Source organism: Natronorubrum halobium (assembly GCF_051351675.1).
Classification (GTDB): Archaea; Halobacteriota; Halobacteria; order Halobacteriales; family Natrialbaceae; genus Natronorubrum.
The window spans coordinates 142682-158146 of sequence record NZ_CP195597.1 but is presented as its reverse complement, the minus strand read 5'-3'; the positions used below and the strand labels follow the sequence as shown (position 1 = coordinate 158146).

Annotated in this window: 15 protein-coding genes and 1 pseudogene; 8 read left to right on the top strand and 8 right to left on the bottom strand. The window is 59.1% G+C overall.

The annotated features are described in order from the left end of the window. Window positions 1-526 precede the first annotated feature (526 nt). The 3 genes from ACSFC7_RS27795 to ACSFC7_RS27785 all read left to right on the top strand — a co-directional run bounded on the left by ACSFC7_RS27795 (window position 527) and on the right by ACSFC7_RS27785 (window position 2507). Window positions 527-739 carry a hypothetical protein gene (locus ACSFC7_RS27795; RefSeq protein WP_436348802.1) on the top strand — a complete coding sequence of 71 codons (213 nt, stop codon included), beginning with the start codon at window positions 527-529 and terminating at the stop codon, window positions 737-739. Between the two features lie 194 nt (window positions 740-933). Further along, entirely contained in the window at window positions 934-1422 is a 489-nt protein-coding gene (locus tag ACSFC7_RS27790) for a hypothetical protein (RefSeq protein WP_436348801.1), read from the top strand. Between the two features lie 38 nt (window positions 1423-1460). Beyond that, window positions 1461-2507: a tyrosine-type recombinase/integrase gene (locus tag ACSFC7_RS27785; protein WP_436348980.1), complete on the top strand. Its 1047-nt coding sequence runs from the start codon at window positions 1461-1463 to the stop codon at window positions 2505-2507. A gap of 147 nt (window positions 2508-2654) precedes the next feature. Here ACSFC7_RS27785 and ACSFC7_RS27780 read toward each other — a convergent pair whose 3' ends face one another. Beyond that, the gene (locus ACSFC7_RS27780) at window positions 2655-2975 is read right to left on the bottom strand and encodes a HalOD1 output domain-containing protein (RefSeq protein WP_436348800.1); all 321 of its coding nucleotides are present in this window, start codon (window positions 2973-2975) and stop codon (window positions 2655-2657) included. A 348-nt stretch (window positions 2976-3323) separates the two neighbouring features. Here ACSFC7_RS27780 and ACSFC7_RS27775 point away from each other — a divergent pair. Continuing rightward, a pseudogene (locus ACSFC7_RS27775) lies at window positions 3324-3539 on the top strand (hypothetical protein); the annotation flags it as partial. 84 nt (window positions 3540-3623) lie between these two features. On the opposite strand, the gene ACSFC7_RS27770 reads toward ACSFC7_RS27775, so the two are convergent. Beyond that, window positions 3624-4568, bottom strand: a complete 945-nt coding sequence (locus ACSFC7_RS27770) for an NAD-dependent epimerase/dehydratase family protein (RefSeq protein ID WP_436348798.1) — start codon at window positions 4566-4568, stop codon at window positions 3624-3626. Window positions 4569-4853: 285 nt separating this feature from the next. Between ACSFC7_RS27770 and ACSFC7_RS27765 the strand changes: the two genes are divergently transcribed. Then, window positions 4854-6266 (top strand): aryl-sulfate sulfotransferase, encoded by a 1413-nt coding sequence (locus tag ACSFC7_RS27765; RefSeq protein WP_436348796.1) that lies wholly within the window; start codon window positions 4854-4856, stop codon window positions 6264-6266. 16 nt (window positions 6267-6282) lie between these two features. Here the strand turns inward: ACSFC7_RS27765 and ACSFC7_RS27760 are convergent, their stop codons facing one another. Next, on the bottom strand, window positions 6283-6810 hold the full coding sequence (locus ACSFC7_RS27760; protein WP_436348795.1) for a DedA family protein: 528 nt from the start codon (window positions 6808-6810) through the stop codon (window positions 6283-6285). 164 nt (window positions 6811-6974) lie between these two features. On the opposite strand from ACSFC7_RS27760, the gene ACSFC7_RS27755 reads away from it, so the two are divergent. Next, window positions 6975-7448 carry a metal-dependent hydrolase gene (locus tag ACSFC7_RS27755; RefSeq protein WP_436348794.1) on the top strand — a complete coding sequence of 158 codons (474 nt, stop codon included), beginning with the start codon at window positions 6975-6977 and terminating at the stop codon, window positions 7446-7448. A gap of 115 nt (window positions 7449-7563) precedes the next feature. Here the strand turns inward: ACSFC7_RS27755 and ACSFC7_RS27750 are convergent, their stop codons facing one another. Further along, entirely contained in the window at window positions 7564-8583 is a 1020-nt protein-coding gene (locus tag ACSFC7_RS27750; RefSeq protein WP_436348793.1) for a lysylphosphatidylglycerol synthase transmembrane domain-containing protein, read from the bottom strand. Between the two features lie 129 nt (window positions 8584-8712). Between ACSFC7_RS27750 and ACSFC7_RS27745 the strand changes: the two genes are divergently transcribed. Beyond that, window positions 8713-10284, top strand: coding sequence for a sulfatase-like hydrolase/transferase (locus tag ACSFC7_RS27745; RefSeq protein ID WP_436348792.1), 1572 nt, complete (start codon window positions 8713-8715; stop codon window positions 10282-10284). A 15-nt stretch (window positions 10285-10299) separates the two neighbouring features. Here ACSFC7_RS27745 and ACSFC7_RS27740 read toward each other — a convergent pair whose 3' ends face one another. Then, window positions 10300-10902, bottom strand: coding sequence for a hypothetical protein (locus tag ACSFC7_RS27740; protein ID WP_436348791.1), 603 nt, complete (start codon window positions 10900-10902; stop codon window positions 10300-10302). 195 nt (window positions 10903-11097) lie between these two features. Here ACSFC7_RS27740 and ACSFC7_RS27735 point away from each other — a divergent pair, with 195 nt between their 5' ends. Beyond that, on the top strand, window positions 11098-11958 hold the full coding sequence (locus tag ACSFC7_RS27735) for a universal stress protein (protein WP_436348790.1): 861 nt from the start codon (window positions 11098-11100) through the stop codon (window positions 11956-11958). Window positions 11959-11987: 29 nt separating this feature from the next. Here ACSFC7_RS27735 and ACSFC7_RS27730 read toward each other — a convergent pair whose 3' ends face one another. The 3 genes from ACSFC7_RS27730 to ACSFC7_RS27720 form a co-directional block, all read right to left on the bottom strand. Continuing rightward, complete coding sequence (locus tag ACSFC7_RS27730) at window positions 11988-13091, bottom strand: glycosyltransferase (RefSeq protein WP_436348788.1); 1104 nt, start codon at window positions 13089-13091, stop codon at window positions 11988-11990. Further along, window positions 13092-14090, bottom strand: a complete 999-nt coding sequence (locus ACSFC7_RS27725; protein WP_436348787.1) for a glycosyltransferase family 4 protein — start codon at window positions 14088-14090, stop codon at window positions 13092-13094. A 70-nt stretch (window positions 14091-14160) separates the two neighbouring features. After that, window positions 14161-15021, bottom strand: coding sequence for a hypothetical protein (locus ACSFC7_RS27720; protein ID WP_436348786.1), 861 nt, complete (start codon window positions 15019-15021; stop codon window positions 14161-14163). Window positions 15022-15465 lie beyond the last annotated feature (444 nt).

The window sequence follows — 15465 nt, the reverse complement described above, 5'->3', positions numbered from 1 at the left end:
GAGGTTGTGCAGATGACATAATCGATGTGCAAATGGGCGCTATCTATACAGTACAGGTCGGTGAATCCTCACGAAATGCGCTGTGAGTACCAGAACCGGACCTGTACCAAATCTCCGACTCACCAACTGAACATTGCTCACCGAGATCACGGCGGCCAGCACGTTCACTACTACTGCGAACCGCACGCCTTGATGAAGATATCCGAGGCGGAAGACGACGATTCAATCGAAATCCTCTCGGCCGACGAGTGGTCGAACGCGAAGACTCGAGGCGACGACTGAACCCCCTTGTTTCGTGTAGCCGATCGTGAACGCGTAAGACGCTTGTTTCCGATAGAATAGTGAATAGCGATAGACCTAACCCTTTGGTATAGCTATATATAGTTTATCAAATACGATAAGCAACTTTCAAACACTCGAGCGTACCGAAAACAGGGAAATTAGGGCCTATTTGAATTACTTGTCTAAATACCAGTTTGACCAAGTAACTTTACTAGGGTGGAAGCTATACCTCACAGTGAGGATCATGCAAAACGGAAACTCCGGGGGTTGGACCGGCTGCGAGGAGGTAGAACGCACACCTGAGGAAATTCAACAACGGATTGAATTGCTACGCGCTGAGCGCGACCAGCAGCGTGAACTCGGCAACGATGATATTGCTGACCAACGGGAAGTGGCGATCATATCTCTGAAATGGGTGTTGGGGAAAGATATCTCGCTTGAGGAACGGGGACAGTAATGACTCGAGACCGCAACCCCAAGGCTTCGACCGACGATAACAGCCACTCACGAATCGCCAGTGCCGTATTGCTTATCGGTTCGGCTGCCGTCCTCTTTGGACTGCTGTACTGGTCCGCAGAGAGTTCGCACCTAACCTTCTCACTCTGGGATCCGGCGTCGGATACGGCAGCGCCATTCGGAACTGGGGTATCAGTGTCACCACTTGCATACGCCGTTTTCGGGACGTTCCTGATTGTCGTCGTCGGACTCGTCATTTGGCGATCGTCGCCCGATAATGAGGAGACGAACATTCGAACGAACGTGTACGCCGACACACTCGGTGAGAAGATCGTACACTCGTTCGATTCGATCATTAGAGAGCAGTACGCCGAGCCGGCGACGGTCCACATTCAGTGGGCCGACTCGAGTACGAGACACGAGAAACACACGGAGACAGACGTTGATGGTATAATTCTCGATGTCGAAAATTGGCTCCGGCTCGACATAGCCGACGGGGAGGGAAGTGAGAGTACGTTCCAGGAGGTCGATCTCGACGACGTCTGGCTGGTCTGGATCGACGACTACGACGGAAAGCGAGCCCTCCACTTTGCGTCGGACGAGGCCCACGACGAATGGCGACGTGAGCACCCAGAGTCGGCGTATCAAGACCTATTCGACACAAATAGGGGTCAAAACGTATGACTCGAGACTCTAACCCTGAGAGTAAGACCGTCCAAAGCATGGTCGAACGCTACCTCGAGAAGAAACTCGAGTCGGGCGGCAGTCGAACGACGATGGAGCCCGTACTCGAGGACTTCGCGACGTTCTGCAACCAGGAGGGCGTCGATCACGTTGCCGACCTGGAGTCCGGCGACCTTCGCGAGTACGGACTTCGGCTCAAAACGAAACACACGAACGATGAGATCGCCGGCTCAACGGCGGACACCTATTTCGCGTACGTCCGCGCGTTCCTCTCCTTTTGTGTTCGCGACGAAGAGCTCGACACGAATCCAGCGGCGACCGAGCGGGCCGAAGAGTTCCTGCCCGAAGACACGCCGACGCGAGAGACACAGTTTTGGGAGCCTGAGCAACGCGAACAGCTACTCGCGTACGTCGACGAGCGCGTAGGCATGGCTCGAGAGGAGACGATCAGCGTGCCGATCGAACGCGCCTACCGCGACCGGACGATCGTCATCCTGCTCGCGGAACTCGGTCTCCGTGGAGCCGAACTCTTTCGCGACGCGAACGACGAGAAACGCGACGGACTCCTCTGGGGCGACATCAACCTCGAGCGCGGCCGTCTCGAGGTCTATGGGAAGTCCCGTACGCGTGAGGCCGTCGGACTCACGAAAGCCGCTCACGACGCGCTCTCGCGCCTCAAGCGTGTCCAGAAGCCGCCGATCGATGAGTGGCCGTTGTTCCCGACCGATCACGCTGCGAGTAAGTACAAAGCCGTCGAGAACGCTACGGGCGACCGTCCAGAAACCGGCACGGATATCGACACGCTACTGCGCGATGAGGAGATCGCCCCGCCGTCGATCACGAAAGAGGCCGGTCGACAGCTCATGAAACAGTTGACCGGCGAGGCCGGAATCGAAGTTGAAAACGGCGAGTACCTGCAGCCCCACGGCGCGAGACGGGCACTCGGGGCCGAGTTATACGAAAAGGGCCACTCCGAACTCGCTCAGAAAGCGTTACGACACAACTCGATCGAGACGACGCACGACGCTTACAGCGATATCCAGGCGGAGGACGTTGCGAAGAGTATCGACGAGATTCGGGATTAGTATGCCCGGCTCAACAACTACGTATCGGTGTGCTTGTAGGACGTGTGGGTCTCGTAGGAGTTCCTCGAGAAATCGAAGGCAAGGCGGACAGAAACTATCGTAGTCTGCTCTCCGACGCTGTGTACGACTTACTACCCGGTTAGAAAATCACTCTGAGTCGGAAGAATTAGCGTTTGACTCACAATCACGGATAGAAATCGTTCCGTTGCTATCGACGGATACTTCATATTCTTCGACCGTTATCTGGACAGTCACATCCTGGTCTCTATCGTCGGCATGTTCTAGCAGACGATTCAGCGACTCTGGTTCAACATAATTATGAAGTGTTGGTATATTCTCGATTGCACACCCTTCGATTGCGGAAATGGCGCGTGCAATCGCCTCTACCGGCGACTCATTCTGATACTCTGTATTGAAAGCGTCTCCGCCATCCGCTAGGGCTGTTAGACATCGATTCCACCAATCCATGGTAGTACCAGTGAATAGCCGTTGCAAATAGTATTCCCCTTGTTATTGCCGCTCATCATCACGCTTGAGCAGTCGGAAGCGAATAGCAACCGGTTCTATGTCATTCCCTTGCAACTCGTCCATAATATCGGAGGTGACATCTCGAATTACGCCATCGATCGAAAACTCAAATGGTAGATTCTCTGAGTCGATTTCGATCGATTTGAGCTCCAACTCTGCCTTATCGTCGAGCGATATTTCTATTTCAGTTGGACCGCCATCTGATGAAGCATTGTTAGTTATGGTAATAATCGAACATGTAGAGTAGATGTGCTGATGTAGTAAAAACTTTCTTGTTCAGTCAAGGATATTGTTTCTATCCCACACCATTCTTCGTCAATCGTGAAGAACGCATTTTTCGTTGCCACTGAATTCGGACTTATCCGCGCTCGTCAGTATCCCAAGTCGGAATTCGACACTCCCTCACTTGAACTAGCCTGGGAGATGACCGAGGACCTTGAGTTTTATCTCACATCATGTCAGATCTGGATCTCCGGAACAAGTATCGCACTCGGGATTGTCGCTAATATAAATTACTATCCAAATGGTGCTGTGAATTGATTTTCTGTGGTATAATCTGAACAGCACGAGCGAAGTGAACGGTTTTTCTCAATTCGTAGTTGTTACCTGCGTTGTATCCAAGATATACGGCCGGCAAACGCGTTCAACCCCCTCTTCGAAGTCAATCTGGGCCTCCCAGCCGGTTTCCTCTCGGATCTTCGTCGTATCGGCACATGTATCGAAGACGTAGTTCTCGAGCGGGACCGCTTCGTATGTCGGTTCGATATCGGTCCCCAATACGTCGTTGATCAGATCGATCGTTTCGTTAAACGAATAGGTGTTTCCGGTCCCGAGATTATACACGCCTGCAAGTTCATGGTCGGCTGCCAGTTCGAGTCCGCGAACGATATCGTCGATGTGGGTGAAGTCTCGCGTTTGTGTTCCGTCACCCCACAGCACTGGGGGATTTCCGTTTGCGATATCGTCAGCGAACTGCGAAACCGTATTCGCGTACGTACCTTTGTGACCCTCAGTTCCCCCGTATCCCTGATAAACCGAGAAAAATCGCATCCCGGCGAGCGTCAACTTGTCGTAGAAGTCGTTGTAATACTCCCCGTACCGCTCCCTACCGAGCATCGACGCGTCGTACCCCGTCGCTGCCGCTATATTGACGTCTTCGGCCGTCGGTGTCGTCCGACTGCCGTACGCTGACGACGTCGATGCGTACACAATCGTCTCACAACCGGCTGCCATTGCCTGTTCGACGACGTTGACGAAGCCCTCGATATTGACACGAGCACCCTGTTGCGGATTTTTTTCGACCATCTGCCGACTTGAGAGTGCTGCGAGATGATATACGATGTCCACGTCGGTCGGCAGGTCCTTGTCAAGAACGTTGGCCTCAACGTACGTTACCGATTCAGTAAGATTATCGACCGTTCCAAGGTACCCGTTATCTACCGCAATAACCTCGTTGTGTTCGGCGAGCTTATTAGCGAGATTCGACCCGATGAACCCTGTACCGCCGGTGATGAGTATGCGGGCATTCTGCATATACACTAGTTCGAAAGTCATACATAAAGAAACACTGAATAGAAATCGACCTGCAACGAGTGGGCGACAGGACTGATAGGGATGAGAATTCCTCTAAGTGCCAACGGATGCCTCTCAGTTTTCTACCGTAATGATGCAATGAACTAGACGATCGACATCGAATCCACGGGCGACAAATCACATCCGTCATCGCAAAAGCGTTAGTAAAAGCACTAATATCTCCCCTGAAAAATGGATAGTAATGGGTCTCCAGCTACCGTTTCGACACCTGCAGGTGACCGAACCGTGATCGATCGCACGCGTCGAGCGCTCACACACGTTCGCGAGGTTCTCTCGCGAAATCGACTCAGAATCGCGTTTATCGCGATAATACTCCTCTCGACTGCGTTCGTCGTTAGTGCGTCGTCAAGCAACGACCTCTCGACCGCGACCGAGGCGGACGTTCCGGAGGCACCGGAGACGGACAACCATACGGTCATCACCGAGTCGGGACGTGCGGGGACGATCACCGCCTACAACCCCGCGGGGGAGGTGATGTACTACAATAACACGCGCACGAAGTACTTCGACGTCGACCCAGTCGAAGACGACCCGCTGACCGTCGAGTACACGGCGACAGACACGATTCACTCCGCGGGACCGTCGTGTAGCGACCCGCCGTGTGCGAGGAACGTTCTCGAGCGGGCTGACCTCGAGACCGGCGAGGTTGAGGTGCTCTACGAGCGCTACGATTACAAGGAGACTGCGGGCGAGTGGCACGACTCGACGCGAATCAACGAAACGCACGTGGCTATCGCCGACATCGTCGCGGATCAAGTGTTCGTTGTGAACACCGAAACGGAGGTCGTCAACTGGCTCTGGGACGCCCAGAGCGACTTTCCGGTCGAAGAAGCCGGTCCGTACCCTGAAGATTGGGCACACATCAACGACGTCTCGTACATCGAGGCCGACGACGATCCAAACGACGGACGGCTCATGGCCAGCCTTCGTAACCAGGATCAGGTCATCTTCCTCGACCAGGAGGAGGGGCTGGTCGAGGACTGGACGCTCGGAAGCGAGAACGACTACGATATCCAGTACGAACAGCACAACCCAGACTACATCCCCGAATCGCAGGGCGGCCCGGCTGTCGTCGTTGCCGATTCCGAGAACGGGCGTGTCCAGGAGTTCCAGCGAGAGGACGGCGAGTGGAACCGGACGTGGCAGTGGGAAGACGATCAGATCCAGTGGCCTCGAGACGTCGACAGACTCCCGAACGGGAACACGCTCATCTCTGATTCACACGGCAACCGTGTGATAGAAGTCGACGAATCGGGCGAGATCGTGTGGGAAGTCGGATCGACACTGCCCTACGAAGCTGAACGCCTCGAGACCGGCGAGGAGAGCGAAGACGGCCAGAGCGCGCAGGAACTGGGCCTCGAGTCACGCACGGACGACGATGGTGCCGGCGGTGCCAGTAGCGGCGGGTTCGGACTCAATCCGCTCGAGTATCTCGGTAATCTTCTCGAAGAGCTTCTTCCCCACCGTGTTCACAACGGACTTCTCTTTGCAACACCGATCTGGATGGGTGCACCTGAGTTCACTGCCATCACCGTCGCGCTCCTAGTCGGGTTGACATGGATCAGTCTGGAGACCAGATGGAAACTCAGCGACGCCGGCATTCGATTCCGGCGCCCAGTCTACCGACGAGATGACTAACCCAGTTGGGGAGCGTTCAGCTGAAGACGAGGAGATGTCCACCGAGGACGTAGAGGCCAGCGAGGATCGATTGGAAGGATAGCGAACCGGTCGCCGAGAGGACAATGAACGATCGTCCGTTCATCTCGGACAGTCCGGCGGGGACGGTGAGTAGCCCGCGCACGACCAGCATCGTATTGCTCGCGGCGACGGCGATGGCCCCCCAACGATCGAACCAGCCGTCGAACCGCTCGAGCCGCGATTCCGTCAACGGGAACCATCGTTTCTGGATGACGTACTCTCGTCCAGCACGGCGGACGAGATAGAACAGCACGGTCTGCCCGATCGTCGTCCCGATGACCGCGATAGCGACGATCGCGAGCGCCTCGGGGATCGACGATCCGATCAGCGCGAGCGCACTCGGCACGACGAGTTCACTCGGCATGAACCGCAACATCATTGCCCCCTCAAGGATACAGATCCCGAACAATACGGCGAACGCGAACTCCGACGTAAACAGGGACTCAAGCCAAGTCGGCATTTCTTCGAGTTGTAGCAGCCCCATTATCGATCCTTATTCCGTCCAGAATGTAAGCATTGTTGGTTCGACCACGTATTTCCATTGCCAGTATCGGCATCTCTCCGATTCGAACGGCGATCCTGTTGTCAGCTGTCGATCGGACGCGACGAACACAAGCTATGTGGTAACGTAGATCGTAGGTGTGTTCAATGGAAGTAGAACGTATCCTGTTTCTCGCCGGAGCGTTCATCACACATGCGTTTGTCGGCTACTCCCTCGCGAAGGGATTCACGGATGCCGATCCGCGACTTGGGATCGGTTTCGGACTCCTTCCGGACGGGGACTTCTATTTCCCCGCGGCATGGGAGTGGCCGTTCGTCCACCGCGGACTCACCCACACGCCGCTGTTCGCGCTGACGATCGTCGTTGCTACCTACGCGGTCTGTCGGGATCGAACGATCACGCTCGCCGTCGGGATGGCGATCGGTTCGCACCTCGTTATCGACTCGCTCTCACCTGCGGGGATCGACTGGCTATTTCCGCTCGAGACGACGTGGAGCCCCGGGATCGCGGTTCACGGATTGGTTGCGACAGTCGTGCTCTGGACGGTGTCGATCGGAATCCTCGTGTTCGATGCGGACGGTCTGCCCTCGGTTCCGTACTGGACTCTTCGCACCGAGTGACGAAAAGGTCGGTTCGGCTGTTCTTCGGTTTGAACCAGTCGTCATTGACGTGAAACCACGAGGCAGGGGATGACGGGGCTGGTTCCTGTTCGGTGTCACGGCGACAGTCTCACGGTCACTCGAGCGCTCGAACGCCGAACACCGAGACCGATACACCGCCGATCAGGACCGGCATCCAGTATATCGCCCCGCGGAAGATGAGCACGGCCGCGGTGACGACGGACGCCGCGATTCCCGTCGTCGGGACGAGCAGCGTGACGAACGCGACCTCGATACCGCCGAGTCCGCCGGGAAGCGGCGCCGCACCGGCGAGGTTGGCCAGCGGAATCGCAAACAGTAAGACGTACGGTGGGACGCTGTATCCGACGGCGGCGAATGCGGCCGTGAGCGCGGCCACCTGGAAGAGCCAGCCGGCCAGCGAGAGACCGATCACGGCCGAGAGCCGCCAGCGGTCCGTCGCGACGCGCTCGATGTTCTCGAAGAACCGCTCCAGTCGGTCCGTCAGGTCCGCCTCGAACGTGTCGGGATCGAACCGGGTGAACCCGAACCGTCCGATTCGGAGGGCGAGGAGGGCGGGAAGCCGGTCGACGATGGCCTCCCGATACCGCCAGACGACTGCCATCGCGAGGACGATTGTCGCGATCAGCGCGACAGCGGAGCCGACGGCCGTCTCGAGTCGCTCGCCGACGGCAGCGGTGGTCGCGTAGTAGCCGACCCCGACGAGGATCAGCGAGATCGAGGGGACGACGTTGAGGACGTCGACGCTCGCGATCCCGGCGAGCCCGGTCTCGTAGCGCGCGTCGGAGACTTTCGAGATGAGCAGCGCCGCAACCGGTTCGCCGCCGGCCTGCCCGAACGGGGTGACGTTGTTGGCGAAGACGGCGCCGGCGTAGACGAAAAACGTTTTTTTGGCCGGCACGTCGACGCCGAGCGCGCCGAGGACGGTCCGGAGCATCAGACTCCACGCGCCCAGCCAGCACAGCGCGAGGGCGAACGTCGCGACGACCAGTGAGGGCATCGCCGACCGAAGCGAGTCGACGACATCGCGCGCCCCGACGGCGAAAAACAGAACGGCGAAGACGGCGATCGCCCCGAAGGCGCCGACGAGGAAGGCGCGCTTGTTTCGCTCGTCCATAGGGAACGTGGAGCGTCAGTAAACTTGAACCGTCTGATTGCGGCCGCCGGTGACGGGACGAGAGGGGAATCCGCGTCAGCGCGGGAGCAGCGACGCGTTTTATTGGGGTGGACCAACTCGTCTCTCGTAATGGAGGAGATGCAGCAGTCGAACGTGCTCTTCGTCGTGCTGGACACGGTCCGGAAAGATCGCCTTGGCCCCTACGGGTACGATCGAGCGACCACGCCCGAGCTCTCGCGATTCGCCGCGGAAGCGACCATCTTCGAATCGGCGGTCGCGCCGGCGCCGTGGACGCTACCGGTCCACGCCTCGCTGTTCACCGGTCGGTACCCGAGCCAGCACGGGGCCGACCAGGGGAGTCCGTACCTCGAGGGCGGCACGACCCTCGCGTCAGTCCTGTCGGCTGCGGGCTACGACACGGCGTGTTACTCGTCGAACGCCTGGATCACCCCCTACACTGGTCTTACCGAGGGATTCGACGAGCAGGAATCGTTCTTCGAGGTGTTGCCCGGCGACGTCCTCTCGGGGCCGCTGGCCAGCGCCTGGCAGACCGTCAACGACAACGACTACCTCCGCGATCTGGCGTCGAAGCTCGTCCACCTCGGCGCGATGGCCCACTCCAAGCTCGCGAGCGGTGAGGGCGCCGACTCGAAAACACCGTCGGTCATCAACCGCACGAAGTCGTTCATCGACGACAGCGATGAGGGCTGGTTCGCGTTCGTCAACCTGATGGACGCCCACCTGCCGTACTACCCGCCCGAGGAGCATCGCGAGACGTTCGCCCCCGGCGTCGATCCCGACGATGTCTGCCAGAACTCCAAGGAGTACAACTCCGCCGCGCGGAAGATCAACGACGACGAGTGGGAGGCGATCCGCGGGCTCTACGACGCCGAGATCGCCCATATGGACGCCGAACTCGGTCGGTTGTTCGACTGGCTACGCGAGACCGACCGGTGGGAGGAGACAACCGTCGTCGTTTGCGCCGACCACGGCGAACTCCACGGCGAACACGACCTCTACGGCCACGAGTTCGCTCTCTACGACCAGCTGATCAACGTCCCGCTGCTCGTGAAACACCCTGAACTCGAGGCCGACCGGCGCGATGATCTCGTCGAGTTGCTCGACTGCTATCACACAGTCCTCGAGACGCTGGACGTCGACCCCGAGACGGTCGTCGATCCCGACAGCGATGACGTCGCCGGCTTCGATTCGACGCGATCGCTGCTCTCGAGTAAGTATCGAGCCTTCGACGGACTCGCGGAGCCGGACCCCGGCCAGCGGGCGGTCCTCGAGTGCGAGGATGACGACAGCGAAGACTACGCGTTCGTGGAGTACGCCCAGCCGGTGATCGAACTCCATCATCTCGAGGAGAAGGCAAGCGAGGCCGGTATCGTCCTTCCCGACGATCACCGGGCCTACTCGCGACTGCGCGCGGCCCGCAGCACGGACGCGAAGTACGTCCGTGCGGACCGAATTCCTGACGAGGCTTATCGACTCGACGAAGATCCGGACGAAGAGGTACCGGTAGATCCGGCCGATGACGATGCCGTCGTCGCGTCCGAATGCGCACTCACCCGCTTCGAAGAAGCTGCCGGCGGTGCGTGGGACGATCCGGCTGAAGCGGCCGACGGCGCCGACGCGCTGGCTGACGCCGACGAAGAAACGCGCGATCGATTGCGAGAACTCGGCTACCTCGAGTGAGCCGCGGCCGGCCGGTCACCCATTCTCGGCGTCGGGGTCAATGATATTCGACAACCGTTCCCGACCGAACCGAACGACGAGCGCCGCGCCGAGCAGGTCGAAGACGAGATCGCCCGCGGCGTCGAGCCGCCCGTAGTGAACGAGCAAGGGTTCGAATCCGACTCGGTCCCCGAATGCGTGGACGACGTACTCGAGCACCTCCCAGACGAAGCCGAATCCGAGCGTGATTATCGTGATGAACGTAGGTCGGGATCGACCTGAAAACCTGCTCTCCGCTTCGTCGTCAGAGCGGTACATCACGTCGGCGACGACGACCCCAGAGAGCGTGTGCGCGAGGTGATCCCACCACCAGACGCGATCGTATGGGCCGAGCATACCGAGCGTGTGGACCAACGCCGCTGTCGAGATCCATCCCCGCTGCCACGGGCGAAAGTGGACGTCGTACCGCCGTTCGAAGTACTGCGGAAGCGAGGCGAACGTCAGCGAGAGGACGCCGTTGACGATCACGCTCGGATCGCGACGGCGGAGCCCCGCTACGAGTCCTGCAACGATCCCGATCTGCAGAAGGCGATTCGCGACCGTCCAGATGCCGGCGTCGATCGTCCGGCGCACTCGCACTGAGAGCGGCATCATCACGGTGAATCAGAACTGTTTCACGGCAGCACCGCAGGCGGTATAACCGTTTTCCGTGTTCCTGCAGCCCATCGAACGCGGGGCGTTCAGAACTGACCGGTACCGCGCTCTCACGGGACAGTCGATTCCTGCTCGGGAGGTCAAGTCGTATCCCTGCTTGGAACGTAGTCGACGGTAGCCATGTACGACCGTATTCTCGTTCCCGTCGACGGGAGCGATTCGGCGACTGCGGCGCTGGATCACGCGCTCGAGATCGCCGGCGATCACGACGCGACCGTCACCCTCCTCTACGTCGCGGACACGAACGAGCCGAGTCAGACCCGCATCGGGACCGACGTCGTGGACGTCCTCGAAAGCGAGGGCGAGGAGGTCGTCTCGGACGCCCGCAAACGGGCGGTGGACCGCGATGTTCCCGCGACTACGGACGTCGTCCAGGGCGCGTCCCACGACGCAATCGTCGACTACGCCGAGCGGAAGGACGTCGATCTTGTGGTGGTGGGAACCCACGGGCGGGACGGCCTCGAGCGATACGTCATCGGGAGCGTCGCGGAACGCGTCGTCAACACGGCGCCGATGCCGGTACTGACGGTCCGCGCGACCGACGACGCCTTGACCTATCCGTACGAGTCCGTCCTAGTCCCGACCGACGGAAGCGATCACGCGGCGGTCGCACTGCAGTTGGGCGCAGAGGTAGCGACTCGAAACGACGCTACGCTCAACCTCCTCTCGGTTCTCGAGGATCAACTGCTCGGCTCGCTCACCGACGGGACCGACCGCGAGAGTCGGGCAGTGGACCTCCTCGCAGACGCCGAATCGATGGCGGCGGATATGGATGTGGTCGACATCGTAACCAACGTCGAGACGGGATCGATTCCGCGGGAGATCACCTCTTACGCCGACAGAGAAGGGATCGATCTGATCGTAATGGGGACCCACGGCCGGACCGGACTTGATGAACGTCTTCTTGGGAGTATCACCGAGCGGGTGCTTCGCACCGCGTCAGTTCCCGTTCTGACGACGAACCAGCAACCGGAGGCCTAGAGGAGAGGGACTCGACCGATACCGCGCGGTCAGTCGAGGGTTTCCTGCGAGTCGTCGGAGAACCAGGCGTCGTCGGCCGTCGTCGGTGTTTCGTCCACCGACGGTTGCACGCTCCGATACAGGTGCTCGAGGTGGTCCAGCGTGCGGTTGACGTCGTACCGTTCGACGGCCGCCCGCGTGTCGCGCTCGGTCTCGAGACAGGTTTCGACGGCGTCGACCATCGCCTCGAGATCGCCGTACTCGAACCGTTCACCGTTCTCTGTGTTGATCGTTCGATCGAACGGCGGTGCGTCGGTCGCGGCGACGGGCGTCCCACAGGCATTAGCCTCGAGTGTAGACAGTCCCAGCGTGTCCGCCGTCGAGGCGGTAACGAACGCATCGATCGACGAGTAGAAAATCGGCAACTCCTCACGGGGGAGAAACCCTCGAATCGCGACGTTGTCAGGCGCGTCGCGCTTGAGGCGGTTGCGGTACGGTCCGTCGCCGACGATGACGAAGTCGTACTCGGGGAGCCTCTCGGCGACGCGGAGGATCTCGCCGACGTTTTTCTCCATGCTGAGCCGTCCGCTGTAGCCGATCACCGTTCGGTCCGGATACCAACCCTTTCCGGTCGGCTGGAAGAACTCCATGTTGATCCCAACCGGGAGCGGGACGTGCTCGACGTCGCGATCGATGCGCTCGGTCGAGGCGGTCACCGTGTCGAAACTCCGGAGAAAGGCGTTCTCCAGCGGCATGTACAGCTTTCCGAGCGCATGGGCGATCGATTCGAACTTGACGTTCTGGTGGAAGTACTCCTCGAGGGGTGTGTGGTGGGTGTACACCGCGGGCAGATTGTGCGTTCGGGCGTAGTACCGACCGAGAATGCCGACCGGCGCTGGGCCATGACAGTGGACGACATCCAGCTCGGGGAGCGTCGATGGCCGTCTGAAGAGCGGGATCCGATAGCCGGGATAGAACGGGTTCGAGACCGACTTGACCGGGATCTCGCGGTCACCGGGATCGTAATCGCCGTCCGGGTAGACGACGTACACTTCGTGTCCGTCCCGTTCAAGCTCCTCGCGCCAGAGCTTGATCGTGTACGTGACGCCGTCTATTTCGGGGAAGTAACTGTCCGTGAAGAAGCCGATTTTCATTCAGACCACCTCCTTGTACAGCGTCCGGTACTGGTTCGCGACAGACTCGAGCGAGAACTGCTCGCTGTGCTGGGCCGCGTTCGATCCGAGCCGACGCCGTACGTTGGAATTCCTGAGCCGCTCGAGGGCGGTGACGAACGCGTCGACATCCGATCCCAACCCGCCCGACGTGCCGATCTTGAGACAGTCCTCGCCGTCCTCGAGCCATGAGAACGTCTCGATGTCACGGACGAGAGGGGGTTTTCCGGCCGTCATCGCTTCCAATAGCGCGATCCCTTCGTTTTCCTCATGAGTGGGGAAACAGAAGATATCCCCCGCTGCATACGCACCCCGGATATCGTCGACATACCCGGTGAACGTGCAGTTCTCGGGGGAATCTTCGATCAATCTCGTCGTCTCCCTCCCCTTTAGCGAGAGGTCCAGCGGGCCGAACCACGCGAAGTCCAGGTCGGGCAGCCGACGCGCCAGTTCGACGAATGTCTCGAGTCCCTTGCGCTTGATGACGTGGCCGACGAGAAAGACCGTTGGTGGTTCGAGGTCGTAGCGCTCTCGGTACGCTGCCTCGAGTGACTCGAATCCCTCGAGTTTCTCTCGGTCGACACCGTTCGAGATGACGGCCGTTGGCATCTCGGTGTAGCCCTCGATCAGACGCCGATTGTACTCAGAGGGACAGACCAGCCGGTCGGCCCGTCCGTAGGCCCACTCGAGGTACGGTTTCAGCGGTTTCGCGAGCGCGTTAGTGAAGCGAAAACTGTCCCCGAAGTCTTCGGCGGTGATGTGCGTGTGTGCGACGATGGGGATGCCGCGAGAGCGAGCGCGCTTCGCGTACCAGATCGAGCGCGGTCCCAGGAGGTTGCAGTGGAAGACGTCAGCATCCAGCGTCGGCTCAGTCGTGTACCGCAGGTCCAGGTGATCCAGTATCTTCCGCTGGTGGGCGACCGATTCACGGATACCGCCGGTGACCCGCTTCTCGAACTCAAAGTAGTGACTGATTTTCATCCTAAACAGTTTGTGGCTGTGATGGCCGTGATCGGCTCGGACGCGTCGGTTCTATCCCCACGGTCCCGCTCTACTCGACTTCGAGCCATGGCACCTCCATGAGCGGCGGGATGTGCGTCTCGATGTGATGTTCCCAAACGCCCTCCTCGCCGAAGGCCTCACCATGATCGGCAGTCACGACGACCCGACCGTCCAGTTCCGGAATCAGATCGACAACGGCCTCGAGAGCGATCCGCAGGTTCTCCTCGTACAACTCGAGAGCCGTCTCCCTAGTTCCGTTCCTAACGAGGTCGGTGGGATCGAGTTCGAGCCACAGGCCTGCTTTCTGGGCAAGTTCGCTTCCCTCGAGCCGGCTCTCGACTTCCGGACGAATCGTGTCGCCGAGCGCCGAAAGTGCACCGCCTCCACCATCCGTTGCCGCTTCGGCTTCCTCCTGCCGCCGGATTCCCTTCTGAATTTGCTCGAGTTTCTGTCCCTTTCCGCGAGATATATAAGGGGCGTGGGGCTGCATATAGTGGAGTATCGTCCGATCAGCCCGCTCAACGGCCTCAGAACGATTGTGGAACGCTTCTGCCAGATTCTCCGGTGGAACCGTCCCGAGATCGTCGTCCCAACCAGTCTTCCAGACGTCGAAAACGTCACTGATGTGGGCCGACGCCGTCCACTCATAATCGCAACTGGCACCCCATTTGAGTTCGTTCAGTGGGATCTCGAGGTCGTTGATGAACGGATTACCGGAGAAGTACGCGATGTCGTGATCACCGGTGAAGGTTCGATACGCCCATTCCGGTGTCGAAGACCCGGTACTCCAGCGCTTTTCCAACGTTCCGTCGAGGTAGTCGTCGTACACCTCGTCGAACACGTCATATCGACAGGCATCCAGTACCAGACAGTAGTCCCACTCCGATTCGAGAAGTCGCTGATCGTCCATCAGTCAGATGACCTTTCGAGTCGACCTATGTATTCTTACTGGTACCAGACAGTCATTCCCACTGGTCTATCACGAAAAGGGTCTTGCAACAATACGCTCGAGTAATTCCTGCACCCGTCTCAATTTGACTGGATCGATCACACTATTTGCCAGTCGTTTCCCGACTCGGGATCGTTTCGTGACTAACGGTCGGTTTGTTGTTCTGCATTCCGATAGTGTTGGACTGCATATCAGTTGCCGAAATCCGTCTCTGAGGTGACGTCATCTTGGCTCTCACTGGACGAAAAGGCGGAATCTCTATTTTTCTCTGTGCGGCCGACGAGTCACTCGGCGGTTGACACGCTCCAGATTGCGAGAAGGACGCGGACGATGACGTCGACTGCTCAATGGATCCCGAGACACATCGTCAAGAAGACGACGCTGGATACGACGATTGATGCGACC